The organism is Pseudomonas sp. Kh14 (assembly GCF_900291005.1).
Lineage (GTDB): Bacteria > Pseudomonadota > Gammaproteobacteria > Pseudomonadales > Pseudomonadaceae > Aquipseudomonas > Aquipseudomonas alloputida.
This window is the reverse complement of the sequence record NZ_OLKJ01000004.1, coordinates 129,233-146,274: the sequence shown is the minus strand read 5'-3', so window position 1 is coordinate 146,274 and position 17,042 is coordinate 129,233. Positions and strand designations below refer to the sequence as shown.

The window sequence follows — 17,042 nt, the reverse complement described above, 5'->3', positions numbered from 1 at the left end:
TTTTCATGCTGCATTTAGACAAATTTTTTGTTTAATCAAAGACTGTACTATCGCCTCCATAACCGGCGAGCAAACAGCATTCCCCATCAGTTTTACTTTCTCGCGTCTTGTTACGTCTGGGAATCTATAGTGCTCAGGAAAACCCATGGCCTTGCGCAGCTCATCCGGCTGCAGCATCCGCATCATATGGCCATTGGACGTTGGGACTACATAAGCGAAACGGTCGATAGTCGTAACCGTGCGCAATGGCTCATCCATACGCTGCCAACCACCACCACCGTCAGAGCCGTAGTAGACAATAAGGAACGCTTTGTTCTCTCCCAGCTCGGCTATAGCCCTATCAGCTCGTGCAAGCGTGTCTTTAGCGCGCCGCGGGGTTCTGAGCGGAGTCATCTTATATGTGCCTTCCGGCGCCAAAATGTCCCAGACGTTACGATAAAACGGATTCAGGGGTTCTATCGCCTCAGGTTGACCTCGCAGTTCAGCAATCATGAACAGCCGCCTTCTGCGTTGGGCAACGCCGTAGTGGGAGGCATCAATGATCTGCTCATGCACGTTGTACTTGAGCTTCTCCAGTGCTTTCTTCAGCTCACCATAGCGCGACCAAGGTTTCATATGCACAACGTTTTCCAGGGTGATCCAGCGAGGCTTCATTACCTTCGCATATCGGATGACCTGGAAAGCAGTATCACGACTCTCATCCGAACGTGGCTTGTTACCACGGGCGCAGGTGTGGTGGGTGCACTCAGGGGAGGAGATCAGCAGATCTATAGGCCCTGTCTTGGCCAGAACCTGCTTTGGAGTGAGCTTGCGAAGATCCTGCTCGAAGACGTGGGCTTCGGGGAAATTGAGACGAAACGATTCGACTGCCGGCCCCCAAAGATCAACCCCCCCGACGATTGTGGCGCCGCCTTCACGGGCACCTAGGCTGGCACCGCCAGCACCGCAGAACATATCAAATGCGCGTATCTGATCCATTGGAAAACGTTCCATTTTATCGTTGTAGCCAGGTTACCAGGTTACCGGCACCATTCAAGTCCTTACGGCTAAGGGGCAGTCTAAAAAATGAGCAGCAACCAGGTTTTTTCTTTGAGCGAGCTGGAGGGTGCCGACCTACTGATTGACGCCTGCTACGCCGGCAGTCGGAAAGGCAACGCAGGCGACGAACCACTGACGCATTTACTGAAGGTCAGCAATGAAGGCGGTTTCCGCATCAGAGGGAAGCGAGACGATCCGTTGCTCATCACATTGGTGTCCAGTCTGCAGGATCCTGACTGGCCTGATGAGTTAGATCTCTCAACGGGTACCTTCACCTATTACGGTGACAACAAAGAGCCTGGCCGCAAACTGGACCAGACCAAGCGCTACGGAAACAACCTACTCGAGCTGATCTTTGAAAGTCTGCATTCCGGCCAGCGAGAGCGTATACCTCCCATTTTGGTGTTCACCAAAGCCGGAAATTATCGAGACAAAATCTTCCGCGGCTTGGTCGTTCCAGGAACCATCGGGAGTACCCATAACGATGACCTGATCAGCGTCTGGCACACCAGTGAGGGGCAGCGCTTTCAGAACTATCGAGCGACCTTCACTATCCTGGACATCTCCAAAATTCCCCGTGCATGGCTCAGCGACATTATCAATCATTCAATCCGTGGGATCGACAGCAAACACGCCCCGAAGGAGTGGATAGACTGGATCAAGAGTGGACGTTTCAAGCCACTGATTAGTAAGCGCACCCAGCCAATACGGTCGAAAGCAGAGCAGTTACCCTCCTCAGCTTCAGAATTTCGGATGCTACAGACTCTGCATAGCTACTTCCAAGCAGACCCATATGCCTTCGAGGTCTGCGCAGCTCACTTGGTCAGGCAATGCCTGCCAGATACGGTCGAGCTCGATCTGACCAGACGCTATCGGGACGGAGGACGCGATGGTATTGGCAAATTACGCATTGGACGGCCAGAGTCATCGGTTCTGGTTGACTATGCGATTGAAGCAAAGTGCTACCAGCCTGAAATTTCGGTAGGTGTCAGCAAGGTTTCACGATTGATATCACGGCTCCGGCATCGGCAGTTCGGGGTTCTGATCACCACTTCGTGGGTGAACTCTCAAGCCTACAAGGAGATCGTAGAAGATGGACATCCCGTAATGATTCTTTCGGGAAGGGATATTGTTGAGTTACTCAAGGAGGCTGGATTGCAGAGTGCAACCGAGCTGACCAAGTGGCTCAAGACTAGCTTCCCCATCGAGCAGGCCTAAAATGTGCGCGGACATCGTCTCACCAGCTCAACGCTCCAGCATCATGAGGCGAATCCGTGGCAAAGATACGAAGCCGGAGATCATCGTGCGTTCGACTTGCCATGCGATGGGTTTACGTTTCAGATTACATCGCAGAGATCTCCCCGGTTCGCCTGACTTGGTATTTCCGAAGTTCCATCTGTGCCTTTTTGTACATGGCTGCTTTTGGCATCGTCACCCCAATTGCAGATATGCCTACACACCAAAATCTAGATCTGAATTTTGGCTGTCAAAGCTCTCCAGAAATGCGGAGCGGGATCTAGAGGTTCAAAAAGCCTTGCGGTCTCTAGGTTGGAGCACAGAGGTGGTCTGGGAATGCGAGACCAAAGACCTGGAGCGGCTACACAGAAGACTCGAATCAATCTTTTCCTGAAAGCATGGCCTTGCTCTTTTGGGGCGTCACAGCCCAGTACACCAGCGGTACAGTGCCCAGTTCGGACTTTCTCTGTTAAATTACGCTAAACACCAGCAACGATGGTGCTTTCAGCTTACGGTACATGCGCTATGCTATGGTCGATTTCACCGGGCTTGCAGTGTTTCTTGGCAACTCATAATCCTTTGGTCCACGGTTCGAGTCCGTGTGGGCCCACCAGATACGACAAAGCCGCGCGATTGCGCGGCTTTTTCATGCCCGCAAGAAATAAATGGTCAGGGGCGCGTACATCCAGCGCAGAGGCGCCGAGCGCATGACCTTGGAAGTAGCGCTGAAACGGTATCTCAGCGAAATCCGCCCCACCAAGAAGCCGATCACCCAGCACGCCGATAATCGCGGAAAGGTGCCCTATCGATACTTCAAGCCAAACACCCTAGCTTGAGGATCAGACAATGAGCCGAATAGCCGCCATTATCAGCTCACAAAATGAGCCGAATATGCTCGCTAATCGGCTCACAGATGAGCAAGCCTATGAATGAACCTGGGCCTGCCCCGTGACAACGGACGCCAGGAAGCTGGCTACAGAGCCAACTGCCTCAAGCCTTTGCGTATTCGTTCGATGCGCTCATCACTGGCGCGGCGCCTGGGGATAAACGAAGAAGGCCGCACCACTGCACGAACCAGTCCATCGGGCGAGGCCATCAACCATGGGCAACCCCATAAGAACCCTCCCAGCCTGCTCCACCACGCCCTCTGCCAACGTCCGCAAATGTACCGCTGTTGGTTAATCCCCTCCCGGACGCATCTCGACCTGTCGTGGGTTGTAGAAGGTCATGCCAGGCGGAATATCCCGCGTAACCAACGACATCGCGCCGATCACCACGTCATCGCCAATGTCGATGCGATCAGCAACGATGCAACTGTTGGCGCCCATGCTCACGTTGTCACCAATGCGCAGTGCGTACTCCTGCATCCCCAGGGTCTTGATGCCGATTGAGCAGTTCTGCCGGATGAAGAAGTTGCGCCCGATGCTCACATACCGGGTAATCACCACCCCCGGCAGGTGCGCGATGCGCAGGCCGGGGGCAATCTGGGCGCCGATGTCGATGTCCACCCCATACTTGAGGTTGAGCCGCTGTTGCATGCGCCGGGCGTGACGCCGGGCAAGGCCGCCGCGGGCGTCGAGGTACTGGGCCAGGCGATAGGCGAAGAGGAAACGCAGTTTGTTGTCCTTGCGTGCGCGGCGCAGCACGTTGAACAGCAGGCTGATAGGGCGTCCGGGCCTTTTCTTGTTGGAGACTTCCAGTCGCCAGCATTCGAGCAGGTGGTCGAGGTTCACGCTGAGGTTCCCGTTGAACTAGCACTTCATCATGCCGAATTAGTGTCGAAGACGCAGCCTTCGGACATGCGCGGCCGTTCTAACCCAAAGTGCCAAGCCGACGCCGTCAACGGTGATCGACTGTACCTGGCCTTGCCCTGATTGGCACAGGCTGGCTAGGCTAGCGGGCCAACCGTAGAGACTCGCCATGTCGGATGCCCGCTCCATCACGCTGGATGAAATCGATCGCCAGCTGATCGCCCTGCTGCAGATCAACGCCCGCGAAAGCGTCGCCACCCTCGCCCGCCAGCTGGGCATCGCCCGCACCACCGTCAATTCGCGCCTGGAGCGTCTGGAGAAGAACAAGGTTATCTCCGGCTATGGCGTACGCCTGGGCCAGAGTGTGATAGGCGGCGGGTTGCAGGCGTATGTCGGGATCAAGGTACAGCCGCGTTCCGGCAAGGACGTGGTGCGGCGCCTGAGTGCCATGGGCCAGGTGCAGCAGCTGTGTGCGGTAAGCGGCGAATTCGACTATGTGGCCTGGCTGCGTACGGACTCGCCCGAGCAGCTGGATCAGTTGCTCGACCAGATTGGCAGTGTCGACGGTGTGGAGAAAACCACCACGTCGATCATTCTCAGCAGCAAGGTGGACCGTGGACAGCCGCTTTGAACGGACTGGCGCTCGGGTGAGGTTAGCGGGCGTGGGTCAGTTCTAGATTTCACGGCAGGAGCCGCTCCTACAAAGGGCCAGGGCGTTTTTTGAATTACCTCGACCGCCTGCCTCGTCTTAATGAACATGAACCTAATCATTACGACGAAACTAACTACATTCAGACAACACTCTGCACCTTAATAACGAACACCCCACTCCCTAAAATGACAGCCGGGCATCTCCTATACTCAGGCTCCGCTCCTCGCGCAGCCTCTCTGGCAAGGTCATTTCATGAACAAGAAGAACCGCCACCCCGCCGACGGCAAGAAGCCAATCACCATTTTCGGCCCGGACTTCCCTTTTGCTTTCGACGACTGGCTGGAACACCCGGCAGGCCTGGGAAGCATTCCGGCTGAGCGCCATGGGGAAGAGGTGGCCATTGTCGGTGCCGGTATCGCCGGCCTGGTAGCGGCCTACGAGCTGATGAAGCTGGGCCTCAAGCCGGTGGTGTACGAGGCTTCCAAGCTGGGCGGCCGGCTGCGCTCGCAAGCCTTCAATGGCACTGACGGGATCGTTGCCGAGCTGGGTGGCATGCGCTTCCCGGTGTCGTCCACCGCCTTCTACCACTACGTCGACAAGCTGGGCCTGGAAACCAAGCCCTTCCCCAACCCGCTAACCCCGGCTTCGGGCAGCACGGTGATCGACCTGGAAGGCCAGACCTACTACGCCGAGAAGCCCACCGACCTGCCACAACTGTTTCATGAGGTAGCCGACGCCTGGGCCGATGCGCTGGAGAGCGGTGCGCAGTTCGCCGATATCCAGCAGGCCATCCGCGACCGTGATGTACTGCGCCTGAAGGAACTTTGGAACAAGCTGGTGCCGCTGTGGGACGATCGCACCTTCTACGACTTCGTCGCCACCTCGCGCTCTTTTGCCAAGCTGAGCTTCCAGCACCGCGAAGTGTTCGGCCAGGTCGGTTTCGGCACCGGCGGTTGGGACTCGGACTTCCCCAACTCGATGCTGGAAATCTTCCGCGTGGTGATGACCAACTGCGACGACCACCAGCACCTGGTGGTCGGCGGCGTGGAACAAGTGCCACAAGGCATCTGGCGCCACGTACCGGAACGCTGCGTGCATTGGCCGGAGGGCACCAGCCTCAGCACGCTGCATGGCGGCGCACCACGTACCGGGGTCAAGCGCATTGCCCGCGCCGCCGATGGCCGCCTGGCGGTCACCGACAACTGGGGCGATACCCGCCACTACAGCGCAGTACTCGCCACCTGCCAGACTTGGTTGCTGACCACCCAGATCGACTGCGAGGAATCGCTGTTCTCGCAAAAGATGTGGATGGCCCTGGACCGTACCCGCTACATGCAGTCGTCGAAAACCTTCGTCATGGTCGACCGCCCATTCTGGAAGGACAAGGACCCGGAAACCGGCCGTGACCTGCTGAGCATGACCCTCACCGACCGCCTCACCCGCGGCACTTACCTGTTCGACAACGGCAACGACAAGCCCGGGGTGATCTGCCTGTCGTACTCGTGGATGAGCGACGCGCTGAAGATGCTGCCGCACCCGGTGGAAAAGCGCGTACAACTGGCCCTGGATGCGCTGAAGAAGATCTACCCGAAGACCGATATCGCCGGGCACATCATCGGCGACCCGATCACGGTTTCCTGGGAGGCCGACCCGTACTTCCTCGGCGCCTTCAAAGGCGCGCTTCCGGGCCATTACCGCTACAACCAGCGCATGTACGCGCACTTCATGCAGCAGGACATGCCGGCGGAGCAGCGCGGTATCTTCATTGCCGGTGACGACGTGTCATGGACCCCCGCCTGGGTTGAAGGCGCGGTGCAGACGTCGCTGAATGCAGTGTGGGGTATCATGAACCACTTTGGTGGCCACACCCACCCCGACAACCCCGGCCCGGGCGATGTGTTCAACGAAATCGGGCCGATCGCCCTGGCGGATTGAGACAAGGAGGCACCATGCGCATCGCTCTGTACCAGGGCGCACCCAAGCCACTGGATGTGCCCGGCAACCTGCAACGGCTGCTCCACCAGGCGCAGCTGGCAGCCGAACGCGGCGCACAGTTGCTGGTGTGCCCGGAGATGTTCCTGACCGGCTACAACATCGGCCTGGCCCAGGTCGAGCGCCTGGCCGAGGCCGCCGATGGCCCGGCAGCCATGACCGTGGTGGAGATCGCCCAGGCGCACCGTATCGCCATTGTCTATGGCTACCCGGAGCGCGGCGATGATGGGGCGATCTACAATAGCGTGCAGCTGATCGATGCGCATGGCCGCAGCCTGAGCAATTACCGCAAGACCCACCTGTTCGGTGAACTGGACCGCTCGATGTTCAGCCCTGGTGCGGACCACTTCCCGGTGGTGGAACTGGAAGGCTGGAAGGTTGGCCTGCTGATCTGCTACGACATCGAGTTCCCGGAGAACGCCCGACGCCTGGCGCTGGACGGCGCCGAGCTGATCCTGGTGCCGACGGCGAACATGACGCCGTACGACTTTACCTGCCAGGTGACCGTGAGGGCACGGGCGCAGGAAAACCAGTGCTACCTGGTATATGCCAACTACTGCGGCGCGGAAGACGAGATCCAGTATTGCGGGCAGAGCAGCATCATCGGCCCGGATGGCAGCTTGCTGGCCATGGCCGGGCGGGATGAGTGCCAGTTGTTGGCAGAGCTCGAGCATGAGCGGGTGGTACAAGGGCGCAGGGCGTTTCCCTACCTGACCGATTTGCGCCAGGAGCTGCACCTGCGTAAGGGCTGACAGGGGCCGCTATGCGGCCCATTCGCGGGCACGCCCGCTCGCACGGGATCTGCGCTGCCTTTCAAACCAGCGCCATACCCGCGAAAAGGCCGGGCCTGCGAACAAATCGGTTAGCATGGAAAGCAGCCACCGGAGCCCCCATGCCTGACGCCATCCGCCAACTTACCCTCGCCAATGGCTTGCAACTGACCCTGCGCCACGCCCCTCGCCTCAAGCGCTCGGCCGCCGCACTGCGGGTGCACGCGGGCAGCCACGACGCGCCTGCCAAATGGCCCGGCCTGGCGCACTTCCTCGAACACCTGTTCTTCCTCGGTACCCTGCGCTTCCCGCTGGAAGACGGCCTGATGCGCTACGTGCAAGCCCTGGGTGGCCAGGTCAACGCCAGCACCCGCGAACGCGCCACCGACTTTTTCTTCGAGGTGCCACCCAACGCGCTCGGTGGCGGTCTCGAGCGCCTGTGCCAAATGCTGGCAGAACCGAATCTGGGCATCGAACGCCAACGCCGTGAACGCGAAGTGATCCATGCCGAATTCATCGCCTGGTCGCGCAATCCATCGGCCCAACAGCAGTTCGCCTTGCTGCAGTCAGTGTCAGCCAAGCATCCACTGGGCGCTTTTCATGCTGGCAATCGATACACCCTGGCCTTGCACGACGCGGCTTTCCAGCAAGCGCTTGCGGGCTTTCATCAACGCTTTTACCAAGGCGGCCAGATCTGCTTGAGCCTTTGCGGGCCGCAGCCGCTGGATGAACTTGAACGCCTTGCCCGGCAGCATGCCGAACTGTTCGCTGCAGGTGAGCGCGTGCCGCAAATGCTGCCGCCGCCACTGCCAGCAATCGCTAGCTCTCTGACCTTCACTCACCAAGGCCTCCCCAGCGGAGCCGAGCACGCCCTGGAACTGCTGTTCGCTTACCTGGAAGACAGCCGCCCAGGTACCTGGCTGGGCGCGCTGCGCGAGCGTGGCTGGCTACAACGTTTCACGGCCGAAAGGTTGTATGCGTTCGCCGGTCAGCTGCTGTGGCACCTTGACCTGAAACTCAGTGCCGACGCTTGCCCGGACGAAGCCAGCGCCCTGCTGCAAGGTTGGTTCAAGTTCATCCGTCAGGCCGACCGCGAACAGTTGAACCACCAATTCGGCTTGCTGCAGCGCAGCCGTGCGCACAGTGCCAGCGCGCTCGAGCTGGCCCGCCGGGACAGCACTGGCCAGCCGTTCGCCAAGCTGGATACACAAGGGTTGCAGGCGCTTGGCGCCCTGCTCGAAAGTCTGCCAGGTGGCGACCATGGCGATTGGCAGCTTTTGCCAGTCGACCCATTGCTGAAGGCTGACCTGCCCCATGCCAAGACGCAGCCGCTGCCGGCAGCGATGAAGATCAGTGACCAGCTCCCGCCAGCGCGCCAATTCGCAGCGCTGTACCTGCGCTGGCATGTACCTTCACCTTTGCGCCAGCCGTTAGAGCGTGTGCTGGAACAGGCCCTGGCGCCACTGCAGGAACGTTGTGACCGCGCCTCTGTGCAGTTGCAGTACAGCAGTGCCGGGGAATACTGGCAGTTGCGCTGCGCCGGCCTGCCAGCAGCAGTGCTGCGGGCAGTGGAACAAGCCTTGGCATTGATGCTCAAGCCACCTGCCAGTTGCTGGCTGCCCTGCACGGCGCAGCCCCCGGCCCTGATCCCCATCAGGGCCCTGCTCAAGCAACTGCCAGACGCAGTAAGGGGCAGCGTGCCCGCAGTGGTGCCTGCCTGCACACTGACCCAGCAGCAACTTGACAGCCTGTGGCTGCACACCGAGTGGCATGGCATGGCTGCAGGCTTCGAGGATACCGCGCTAAACGCTTTGGGTACCGCGCTGTTGCAGTGCCCTGGGCAAGGCTCGCGGCCGAGCCCCCTGCCATCATGGGCCAACCACCGCTGGCAGCATGCCCACGTGCCAGGCAGCGAACATGCCCTGCTGCTGTTCTGCCCGTTGCCTGCGGCCAAAGAAGCCGCAGGCCGCCTGTTAGCCCAATTGCTGCAAGGGCCGGTTTACCAGCGCCTGCGGGTAGACTTGCAACTCGGCTACGCGGTGTTCAGCGCCTTTCGTCAGATCGAGGGTGTCGGTGGGCTGCTGTTCGGCGTGCAATCCCCCCACACCGCACAGGCACAGGTGCTCGACCACCTGCTCAGCCTGCTGCGCCATGGCGTCACCCTTGACCCGGCCGCTCGCCAGGCATTGGCTGGGCAATTCGACGAGCCCGCCATGGCCGATGCCGATGTCGCCGAATGGGCGTGGCAGACACACTTGGCCACACAAGCCGATCGGCTGGATGTGCTGCGCAGGTCTATCCTGACTACGCGGCAGACGGATCTGGACCACCTGCTGAGCGACCTGCTCGACCCAGGTTCCGCTTGGCTATGTTTGGCCAACGCTGCCGCGCCAGACACTTCCTGGCAGGGCGAAAATCGATGATTATTACGCGAACTGCAACGGCGCTTCTCGAATAATTAACCTTCCGGTTCAAATTTTTCTTGTAAGATAGCGCAATCCCGTTTTCACGGAACTGCCAACGCATGGCGGTACCCAAGTAGTAGCTGAACAACCCAACCCTCATTCGGAAGGAGTAATTCCATGTGGACCAAACCTGCATACACTGACCTGCGTATCGGCTTCGAAGTCACCATGTACTTCGCTAACCGCTAAGCCAGGCTTAGGGTTTCACGCCTCGGCCTGCCGGGGCGTTTTCGTTTTTCCGATCCGGTTTCTGCATAGAGAGTGGCCATGTACATCCAGGTTCTCGGTTCCGCCGCCGGTGGCGGGTTCCCGCAGTGGAACTGCAACTGCGTCAACTGCAAGGGCTACCGTGATGGCACCCTGAAAGCAACGGCGCGCACCCAGTCATCCATCGCCCTTTCCGACGACGGTGTGCACTGGATATTGTGCAATGCCTCGCCCGATATCCGCGCCCAACTGCAGGCCTTTGCGCCGATGCAGCCAGCCCGGGCACTGCGCGACACCGGTATCAACGCCATCGTCCTGCTAGACAGCCAGATCGACCACACCACCGGCCTGCTCAGCCTGCGCGAAGGCTGCCCGCATCAGGTGTGGTGCACGGACATGGTCCACCAAGACCTGACCACCGGTTTCCCGCTGTTCAACATGCTCAGCCACTGGAACGGTGGTCTGCAGTGGAACCGTATCGAGCTGGAAGGCAGCTTCGTGATCGACGCCTGCCCCAACCTCAAGTTCACCCCCTTCCCCCTGCGCAGCGCCGCGCCGCCTTATTCGCCACACCGCTTCGACCCGCACCCGGGCGATAACCTGGGTTTGATGGTCGAAGACACCCGCACCGGCGGCAAGCTGTTCTACGCCCCGGGTCTGGGCCAGGTAGACGAAAAGCTGCTGGCGATGATGCACGGTGCCGACTGCCTGCTGGTCGACGGCACCCTGTGGGAAGACGACGAAATGCAGCGCCGTGGCGTGGGCACCCGCACCGGCCGCGAGATGGGTCACCTGGCCCAGAACGGCCCTGGCGGCATGCTGGAAGTGCTCGACGGCTTCCCGCGCCAGCGCAAGGTACTTATCCACATCAACAACACCAACCCGATTCTCGACGAAGACTCACCCGAGCGCGCCGAAGTCCTGCGCCGGGGCGTCGAAGTTGCCTTCGATGGCATGAGCATCGAGTTGTAAAACAGTCTGTGAGGCGACACCAGACCCTGTGGGAGCGGGCATGCCCGCGAAAAAGCCAACACGGTCTATGGCACCGGTTTCGCCGGTGTTCGCGGGCACGCCCGCTCCCACGAGGGAGGGAGATGTGCCAGGCCAGATAATCGTTCTACAGGAGCCAGCCGAATGAGCGACGCACTGCCAATGTCCCCTGCCGAATTCGAGCAGGCCCTGCGCGCCAAGGGCGCCTACTATCACATCCACCACCCGTACCACGTGGCGATGTATCAAGGCCGCGCCAACCGCGAGCAGATCCAGGGCTGGGTGGCCAACCGCTTCTATTACCAGGTCAACATCCCGATGAAAGATGCCGCGATCCTGGCCAACTGCCCGGACCGCGAAGTGCGCCGCGAGTGGATCCAGCGCCTGCTCGACCACGATGGTGCGCCCGGCGAGGATGGCGGCATCGAAGCCTGGCTGCGCCTGGGCCAGGCTGTCGGGCTGGACCCGGACCAATTGCGCTCGCAAGAACTGGTATTGCCTGGCGTGCGCTTTGCCGTGGACGCCTACGTCAACTTCGCCCGCCGCGCCAGCTGGCAGGAAGCCGCCAGCAGCTCGCTGACCGAGCTGTTCGCCCCGCAAATCCACCAGTCACGCCTGGACAGCTGGCCGCAGCACTACCCGTGGATCGACCCCGCCGGCTATGAGTATTTCCGTACCCGCCTGGGCCAGGCTCGACGCGATGTGGAGCACGGCCTGGCGATTACCCTGCAGCACTACACCACCCGTGCGGGCCAGGAGCGTATGCTGGAGATACTGCAGTTCAAGCTGGATATCCTCTGGAGTATGCTCGATGCCATGAGCATGGCCTACGAACTGAACCGCCCGCCCTATCACTCCGTCACCCAGGAACGGGTGTGGCACAAGGGAATCACCCTATGAGTTTCGACCGTAACCAGGTACCCAACTGGCGCCCCGGCTACCGCTTCCAGTACGAGCCGGCGCAAAAGGGCCATGTGTTGCTGTACCCCGAAGGCATGATCAAGCTCAACGACAGCGCGAGCCTGATCGGTGGCCTGATCGACGGCCAGCGTGACGTGGCAGCGATCATCAGCGAACTCGAACAGCAATTCCCCGGTGTCCCGGAAGTGGCGGACGACATCGAGCAGTTCATGGAGGTGGCCCGTGCCGAACACTGGATCGTCCTCGCCTGAGTTGCCGCCCACGCCCGAGGTCGGCCTGCCGCTGTGGCTGCTGGCCGAACTGACCTACCGCTGCCCGCTGCAGTGCCCTTACTGCTCCAATCCACTGGACTTCGCCGCCCAGGGCCAGGAGCTGAGCACCGAACAGTGGTTCAAGGTCATGGCTGAAGCGCGGGAAATGGGCGCCGCGCAAATCGGCTTTTCCGGCGGTGAACCGTTGGTGCGCCAGGACCTTGCCGAGCTGATCGGCGAAGCCCGCAGGCTGGGGTACTACACCAACCTGATCACCTCGGGCATTGGCCTGACCGAGGCGCGCATCGCCGACTTCAAGAAGGCCGGCCTGGACCATATCCAGATCAGCTTCCAGGCCAGCGACGAGCAGGTGAACAACCTGCTGGCCGGCTCGAAAAAGGCTTTTGCACAGAAGCTGGAAATGGCCCGCGCGGTAAAAGCCCATGGCTACCCGATGGTGCTCAACTTCGTCACCCATCGGCACAACATCGACAAGATCGACCGCATCATCGAGCTGTGCATTGCCTTGGAGGCCGACTTTGTCGAGCTCGCCACGTGCCAGTTCTATGGCTGGGCGCACCTCAACCGCCTTGGGCTGCTGCCAACCCGCGCGCAACTCGAGCGGGCCGAACGTATCACCAACGAATACCGGGACAAGCTCAAGGCCGAGGGCAACCCGTGCAAGCTGATTTTCGTTACCCCTGACTACTACGAAGAGCGCCCCAAGGCCTGCATGAACGGCTGGGGCAACCTGTTCCTCACCATCACCCCGGACGGTACCGCCTTGCCCTGCCACGGCGCCCGCCAGCTGCCCGTGCAGTTTCCGAATGTACGCGACCACGACTTGCACCATATCTGGTATGAGTCGTTCGGTTTCAACCGCTTCCGTGGCTATGAGTGGATGCGCGAACCTTGCCGCTCCTGCGAAGAGAAAGAAAAAGACTTCGGCGGCTGTCGCTGCCAGGCCTTCATGCTGACCGGCGATGCCAGCAACGCCGACCCGGTGTGCGCCAAGTCGACCGAGCACGGCATCATCCTCAAGGCCCGCGAGGAGGCAGAAACCGCCCAGCTCGCGATCGAACAGATGACCTTCCGCAATGATCGAAACTCCCGTGTCATCGCCCGCGGCTGAATTCAGCGCGGCCCAGGCGGTTGCCGCCGGCACCGACTTCGCCGAACTCAAGGTCAGTGCCGACGGGCTGTTCTGGAACGAATTCCGCCCGGCCGATGGAGCGTGCCGTATCTGGCACTGGCTGCACTACCAGGCCCGCTGCCTGACCCCGGACGGTTTCAGCGTACGCAGCCGGGTTTATGAGTACGGCGGCGGCAGCTTCTGCCTGGGTGGCGATGGGCTGGTGTTCGTCAACGAAAAGGACCAGCAGGTCTACACCCAGCCGCTGGACGATCTGTTACCACGTGCACTGACCCAGGATGCCAGCTGCCGCTATGGCGATGTGCAGTGGCACGACGGCCACGTGCTGGCCGTCGAAGAGCGCCATGCCGAGCACGTAGAGCACCGCCTGGTCGCTTTGGGTGACAGCAGCCGCGAGGTGCTCGCCGAGGGCGCCGACTTCTACGCCTCGCCTACCGTCAGTGCCGATGGCCAGCGCCTGGCGTGGATCGAATGGGACCGCCCGGCGCAGCCCTGGACCGTCACCCGGTTGATGTGCAGCGTGCGCGATGCCAGCGGCCACTGGGGACCGGCGCAATGTGTAGCCGCTGCCGAGGAATCGCTGCAACAACCACGCTTCGATGCCGAAGGTCGGCTCTACTGCCTGTCCGACCGCAATGGCTTCTGGCAACCCTGGGGTGAGGTCGATGGCCAATGGCAGGCGTTGCCTGCTGCACCGGCGGACCATGCTGCTGCGCCTTGGCAATTGGGCACCTGTACCTGGTGGGCACTTGGCCCGCAAAGCTACCTGGCCAGCTGGTTCGAAGACGGCTTCGGGCAATTGGGGCTGCGTGGTGAAGATGGCCGTATGGAGCGTTTCGCCAGTGCCTACACACGCTTTCGCAGCCTGGCCATGGACAGCGAACACCTGTATGCCATTGCCGCGTCGCCCATCAGCCCACCGGCGGTCATTGCCATTGACCGCAGCAACCATGAAGTACGCGTGCTGGCCGGTGGTGCCGAAATACTGCCAGCAGGGCAAATCAGCCTGCCGCAGTCAATCCATTACGGCAGTGACGGCGAGCAGGCCCATGGTTTCTTCTACCCGCCAGCGCAGTCAAAAAGCGCGGCACCGCTGGTGGTGTTCATCCACGGCGGGCCAACCTCAGCCTGCTATCCCGTGCTCGACCCGCGCATCCAGTACTGGACCCAGCGTGGCTTTGCCGTGGCCGACCTCAACTACCGGGGCAGCACCGGCTATGGTCGGGAATACCGCCAGGCACTGAACCAGCGCTGGGGCGAAAGTGATGTGGCCGATGCCTGCGCGGTGGTCGAATACCTGGCTGCTCAAGGCCTGGTCGACAAGCAAAAGGCGTTCATCCGCGGCGGTAGCGCCGGTGGCTACACCACCTTGTGCGCCTTGGCGTTCCATGACGTGTTCCGCGCCGGCGCCAGCCTGTACGGGGTCAGCGACCCGATAGCCCTGGGCCGGGCCACCCACAAGTTCGAGGGCGATTACCTGGACTGGCTGATCGGCGACCCGCAGCGCGACACTGAACGCTATCGCCAGCGCACGCCGCTGCTGCATGCGCAGCGCATCAAGGTGCCGGTGATTTTCTTCCAGGGTGAGCTGGATGCGGTAGTGGTGCCGGAGCAGACACGCGCCATGTTGGCGGCGCTACAGGCCAACGGGATCGACGCTGAAGGGTATTTTTATGCGCAGGAGCGGCACGGGTTCCGCAAGGCGGAGAACCTGGCGCATGCCTTGGAAGAAGAGTGGAAATTCTATTGCCGGGTATTGGCGCAATAGTTCCAGACGCCCCTGCAGGAGCGACCTTGCGTTGCTCCTGCAGGGACCAATCTCTGCCTGTATCAACGCTTGGCGATGATATACACCGCATGCACGATCCCCGGAATGTACCCCAGCAAGGTCAGCAGAATATTCAGCCAGAACGCCCCGCCAAACCCCACCTGCAGAAACACGCCCAGAGGTGGCAGAAGAATGGCGATGATGATGCGAATAAAGTCCATGCGAGTATCTCCTGAAGGGTTACATCAAAGACTAGCTCCCAGCCGTAGAGGTTCCACAGGCAAAAAAAAACGCCCCGGGCCGAATGAAACAGGCCAGGGGCGATGCGCAGGAACGCCAGACGGTTCGTTGAATTCTTGGGCAGGCCGCTACGCCGGCACTTCGCGACGGGCCTGCTGTTGGGCATGCAGGCGGGCGAAAGCGCGCGCCAGGCGCAGCAGCATTTCGTCGATGTTTCCTTTGCTCACAGTCAGCGCCGGTGAAAAGCGCACTACATCCACTTGCGGCGCGTTGAGCAGCAGGCCTTCGTGCAGGGCCGCAGCCACCAGTTCGCGGGCCAGGTTTTCTTTCAGTTGCAGGGCCCATAGCAGCCCGTGACCGCGCACTTCACCCTGACCATAGCGCCCGGTCAGGCGGCTCAGGCCTTCACGCAGGTGGCGACCGTTGTCCTGGACCTGGGCCAGAAAGCCAGGTTCCAGCACGCTGTCCAGCACCGCCAGGCCGGCGGCGCACATCAGCGCGTTGCCGTGATGGCTGCCTTCCAGCTCGCCAGGCTCGGCGCAGCATGCCTTGCCCCTCGCCAACAAGGCGGCCAGCGGCACGCCGCCCCCCAGGCCCTTGCCCAAGGTGATGATGTCGGCGCGCACGCCATAGAGCTCCTCGGCCAGCAGCGCACCACAGCGACCAATACCGGTCTGCACTTCATCGAGGATCAGCAGGATGCCCAGTTCGCGGCAGAGCGTTTCCACGCCCTTGAGGTATTCCTGAGTAGCGGGAATAACGCCCGCCTCACCCTGAATCGGCTCGAGCATGATTGCCACGGTGCGTGAATCCACCTCGGCGTGCAGCGCCGCCAGGTCATTGAACGGCACCTTGCTGAAACCCGGCAGGCCAGGTTCGCAGCGATTGCACGGCAACGGGTCGGACGCGGACAGCGCACCGAGGCTACGGCCATGGCAGGCTTGGCTGGCGGTAATGATGTGATAGGCGCCATTGCGGTGCAGTTGGCCCCACTTACGCGCCAGCTTGATAGCCCCTTCACAGGCCTCGGCACCGCTGTTGAGCAGGTAGGCCTGGTCACTGCCGGTACTCTGACACAGCCGGTTGACCAGCCCCAGCAGGCCACGGTTGTGGAAACCCGAGCCTGGGTTGATCAACGCCTGAGCCTGGTTGCCCAACGCTTTGACCAGCACGCTGGGGCTGTGGCCCAAGCTGTTGACCGCACCGCCCTGAGTGAAGTCCAGGTAGGCATGCCCTTCGTTGTCCCACAACCACGAGCCCTGGCCACGCACGAATACCTGCGCTGCACGTTCGGCGCCGGGCATCAGGCGCTCAGGCGACAGCTCATACGCGTGCGGCACGATCACCGGCGCACACTTGGGCTCGGCGACGGCGGCAGGAGCCGAGCGGCGCAGGTTGAACAGGTTCATCAAGGGCTCCAACCAATCACGGTAAAGGGCAGCCACGGTGCGGTCTTGGTGCCGACACTCGATATTTTGCCTTGCCTATCAAAAGTGTTTTTCATCCGGGGTAACAATCGACCGAATCATCGCTGTAACCCTTTGGAATACGGCGATAGACTAGGCCTCAGCAGGGTTTTCGACCATTTCGTTTTTCCAGCATTTTCGA

The 17,042-nt window shown here is 61.0% G+C and carries 16 protein-coding genes and 1 pseudogene; 13 read left to right on the top strand and 4 right to left on the bottom strand.

The annotated features are described in order from the left end of the window. Positions 1 to 3: 3 nt before the first annotated feature. Positions 4 to 978: a DNA cytosine methyltransferase gene (locus FQ668_RS01205; RefSeq protein ID WP_144179847.1), complete on the bottom strand. Its 975-nt coding sequence runs from the start codon at positions 976 to 978 to the stop codon at positions 4 to 6. Between the two features lie 87 nt (positions 979 to 1,065). On the opposite strand from FQ668_RS01205, the gene FQ668_RS01200 reads away from it, so the two are divergent. The 3 genes and pseudogenes from FQ668_RS01200 to FQ668_RS28475 all read left to right on the top strand — a co-directional run. Continuing rightward, positions 1,066 to 2,256, top strand: coding sequence for a restriction endonuclease (locus FQ668_RS01200; protein ID WP_019471269.1), 1,191 nt, complete (start codon positions 1,066 to 1,068; stop codon positions 2,254 to 2,256). A gap of 1 nt (position 2,257) precedes the next feature. Next, entirely contained in the window at positions 2,258 to 2,668 is a 411-nt protein-coding gene (locus FQ668_RS01195) for a very short patch repair endonuclease (RefSeq protein ID WP_019471268.1), read from the top strand. A gap of 271 nt (positions 2,669 to 2,939) precedes the next feature. After that, positions 2,940 to 3,050: pseudogene (locus FQ668_RS28475) on the top strand (site-specific integrase); the annotation flags it as partial. Positions 3,051 to 3,452: 402 nt separating this feature from the next. Here the strand turns inward: FQ668_RS28475 and FQ668_RS01190 are convergent. Then, positions 3,453 to 4,007: a serine acetyltransferase gene (locus FQ668_RS01190; protein WP_144179845.1), complete on the bottom strand. Its 555-nt coding sequence runs from the start codon at positions 4,005 to 4,007 to the stop codon at positions 3,453 to 3,455. 187 nt (positions 4,008 to 4,194) lie between these two features. On the opposite strand from FQ668_RS01190, the gene FQ668_RS01185 reads away from it, so the two are divergent. The 10 genes from FQ668_RS01185 to FQ668_RS01135 all read left to right on the top strand — a co-directional run bounded on the left by FQ668_RS01185 (position 4,195) and on the right by FQ668_RS01135 (position 15,194). Continuing rightward, complete coding sequence (locus FQ668_RS01185) at positions 4,195 to 4,656, top strand: Lrp/AsnC family transcriptional regulator (protein ID WP_011953292.1); 462 nt, start codon at positions 4,195 to 4,197, stop codon at positions 4,654 to 4,656. Between the two features lie 273 nt (positions 4,657 to 4,929). Beyond that, positions 4,930 to 6,612, top strand: coding sequence for an NAD(P)/FAD-dependent oxidoreductase (locus tag FQ668_RS01180; protein WP_144179843.1), 1,683 nt, complete (start codon positions 4,930 to 4,932; stop codon positions 6,610 to 6,612). 14 nt (positions 6,613 to 6,626) lie between these two features. Further along, positions 6,627 to 7,421 carry a carbon-nitrogen hydrolase family protein gene (locus FQ668_RS01175; RefSeq protein WP_014589434.1) on the top strand — a complete coding sequence of 265 codons (795 nt, stop codon included), beginning with the start codon at positions 6,627 to 6,629 and terminating at the stop codon, positions 7,419 to 7,421. A gap of 140 nt (positions 7,422 to 7,561) precedes the next feature. Further along, on the top strand, positions 7,562 to 9,862 hold the full coding sequence (gene pqqF, locus FQ668_RS01170) for a pyrroloquinoline quinone biosynthesis protein PqqF (RefSeq protein ID WP_070383373.1): 2,301 nt from the start codon (positions 7,562 to 7,564) through the stop codon (positions 9,860 to 9,862). 159 nt (positions 9,863 to 10,021) lie between these two features. Beyond that, entirely contained in the window at positions 10,022 to 10,093 is a 72-nt protein-coding gene (gene pqqA / locus FQ668_RS01165; protein WP_003243383.1) for a pyrroloquinoline quinone precursor peptide PqqA, read from the top strand. A 78-nt stretch (positions 10,094 to 10,171) separates the two neighbouring features. Further along, the gene (gene pqqB / locus FQ668_RS01160; RefSeq protein WP_014589432.1) at positions 10,172 to 11,083 is read left to right on the top strand and encodes a pyrroloquinoline quinone biosynthesis protein PqqB; all 912 of its coding nucleotides are present in this window, start codon (positions 10,172 to 10,174) and stop codon (positions 11,081 to 11,083) included. 162 nt (positions 11,084 to 11,245) lie between these two features. Continuing rightward, on the top strand, positions 11,246 to 12,001 hold the full coding sequence (gene pqqC, locus FQ668_RS01150; protein ID WP_144179841.1) for a pyrroloquinoline-quinone synthase PqqC: 756 nt from the start codon (positions 11,246 to 11,248) through the stop codon (positions 11,999 to 12,001). Continuing rightward, positions 11,998 to 12,273, top strand: coding sequence for a pyrroloquinoline quinone biosynthesis peptide chaperone PqqD (gene pqqD, locus FQ668_RS01145; RefSeq protein ID WP_010951728.1), 276 nt, complete (start codon positions 11,998 to 12,000; stop codon positions 12,271 to 12,273). The genes pqqC and pqqD overlap by 4 nt, the downstream gene beginning before the upstream one ends. Beyond that, positions 12,245 to 13,405: a pyrroloquinoline quinone biosynthesis protein PqqE gene (gene pqqE, locus FQ668_RS01140; protein ID WP_144179839.1), complete on the top strand. Its 1,161-nt coding sequence runs from the start codon at positions 12,245 to 12,247 to the stop codon at positions 13,403 to 13,405. The genes pqqD and pqqE overlap by 29 nt, the downstream gene beginning before the upstream one ends. After that, positions 13,371 to 15,194 carry a S9 family peptidase gene (locus tag FQ668_RS01135; protein WP_070383372.1) on the top strand — a complete coding sequence of 608 codons (1,824 nt, stop codon included), beginning with the start codon at positions 13,371 to 13,373 and terminating at the stop codon, positions 15,192 to 15,194. Before pqqE ends, FQ668_RS01135 begins: the two co-directional genes overlap by 35 nt. Before the next feature lie 62 nt (positions 15,195 to 15,256). Here the strand turns inward: FQ668_RS01135 and FQ668_RS01130 are convergent, their stop codons facing one another. Both FQ668_RS01130 and FQ668_RS01125 read right to left on the bottom strand, forming a co-directional pair. Then, positions 15,257 to 15,415 (bottom strand): YqaE/Pmp3 family membrane protein, encoded by a 159-nt coding sequence (locus tag FQ668_RS01130; protein ID WP_003177654.1) that lies wholly within the window; start codon positions 15,413 to 15,415, stop codon positions 15,257 to 15,259. Between the two features lie 147 nt (positions 15,416 to 15,562). After that, positions 15,563 to 16,843, bottom strand: coding sequence for an aspartate aminotransferase family protein (locus FQ668_RS01125; RefSeq protein WP_076402466.1), 1,281 nt, complete (start codon positions 16,841 to 16,843; stop codon positions 15,563 to 15,565). Positions 16,844 to 17,042 lie beyond the last annotated feature (199 nt).

Bases quoted from the DNA above. Each gene is read 5' to 3' on its own strand.
- FQ668_RS01130 (WP_003177654.1), bottom strand. From the start codon at position 15,415: ATGGACTTTATTCGCATCATCATCGCCATTCTTCTGCCACCTCTGGGC.
- FQ668_RS01135 (WP_070383372.1), top strand. From the start codon at position 13,371: ATGATCGAAACTCCCGTGTCATCGCCCGCGGCTGAATTCAGCGCGGCC.
- pqqD (WP_010951728.1), top strand. From the start codon at position 11,998: ATGAGTTTCGACCGTAACCAGGTACCCAACTGGCGCCCCGGCTACCGC.
- pqqF (WP_070383373.1), top strand. From the start codon at position 7,562: ATGCCTGACGCCATCCGCCAACTTACCCTCGCCAATGGCTTGCAACTG.
- FQ668_RS01195 (WP_019471268.1), top strand. From the start codon at position 2,258: ATGTGCGCGGACATCGTCTCACCAGCTCAACGCTCCAGCATCATGAGG.
- FQ668_RS01125 (WP_076402466.1), bottom strand. From the start codon at position 16,843: ATGAACCTGTTCAACCTGCGCCGCTCGGCTCCTGCCGCCGTCGCCGAG.
- pqqC (WP_144179841.1), top strand. From the start codon at position 11,246: ATGAGCGACGCACTGCCAATGTCCCCTGCCGAATTCGAGCAGGCCCTG.
- FQ668_RS01180 (WP_144179843.1), top strand. From the start codon at position 4,930: ATGAACAAGAAGAACCGCCACCCCGCCGACGGCAAGAAGCCAATCACC.
- FQ668_RS01200 (WP_019471269.1), top strand. From the start codon at position 1,066: ATGAGCAGCAACCAGGTTTTTTCTTTGAGCGAGCTGGAGGGTGCCGAC.
- FQ668_RS01205 (WP_144179847.1), bottom strand. From the start codon at position 978: ATGGATCAGATACGCGCATTTGATATGTTCTGCGGTGCTGGCGGTGCC.
- pqqB (WP_014589432.1), top strand. From the start codon at position 10,172: ATGTACATCCAGGTTCTCGGTTCCGCCGCCGGTGGCGGGTTCCCGCAG.
- FQ668_RS01175 (WP_014589434.1), top strand. From the start codon at position 6,627: ATGCGCATCGCTCTGTACCAGGGCGCACCCAAGCCACTGGATGTGCCC.
- FQ668_RS01185 (WP_011953292.1), top strand. From the start codon at position 4,195: ATGTCGGATGCCCGCTCCATCACGCTGGATGAAATCGATCGCCAGCTG.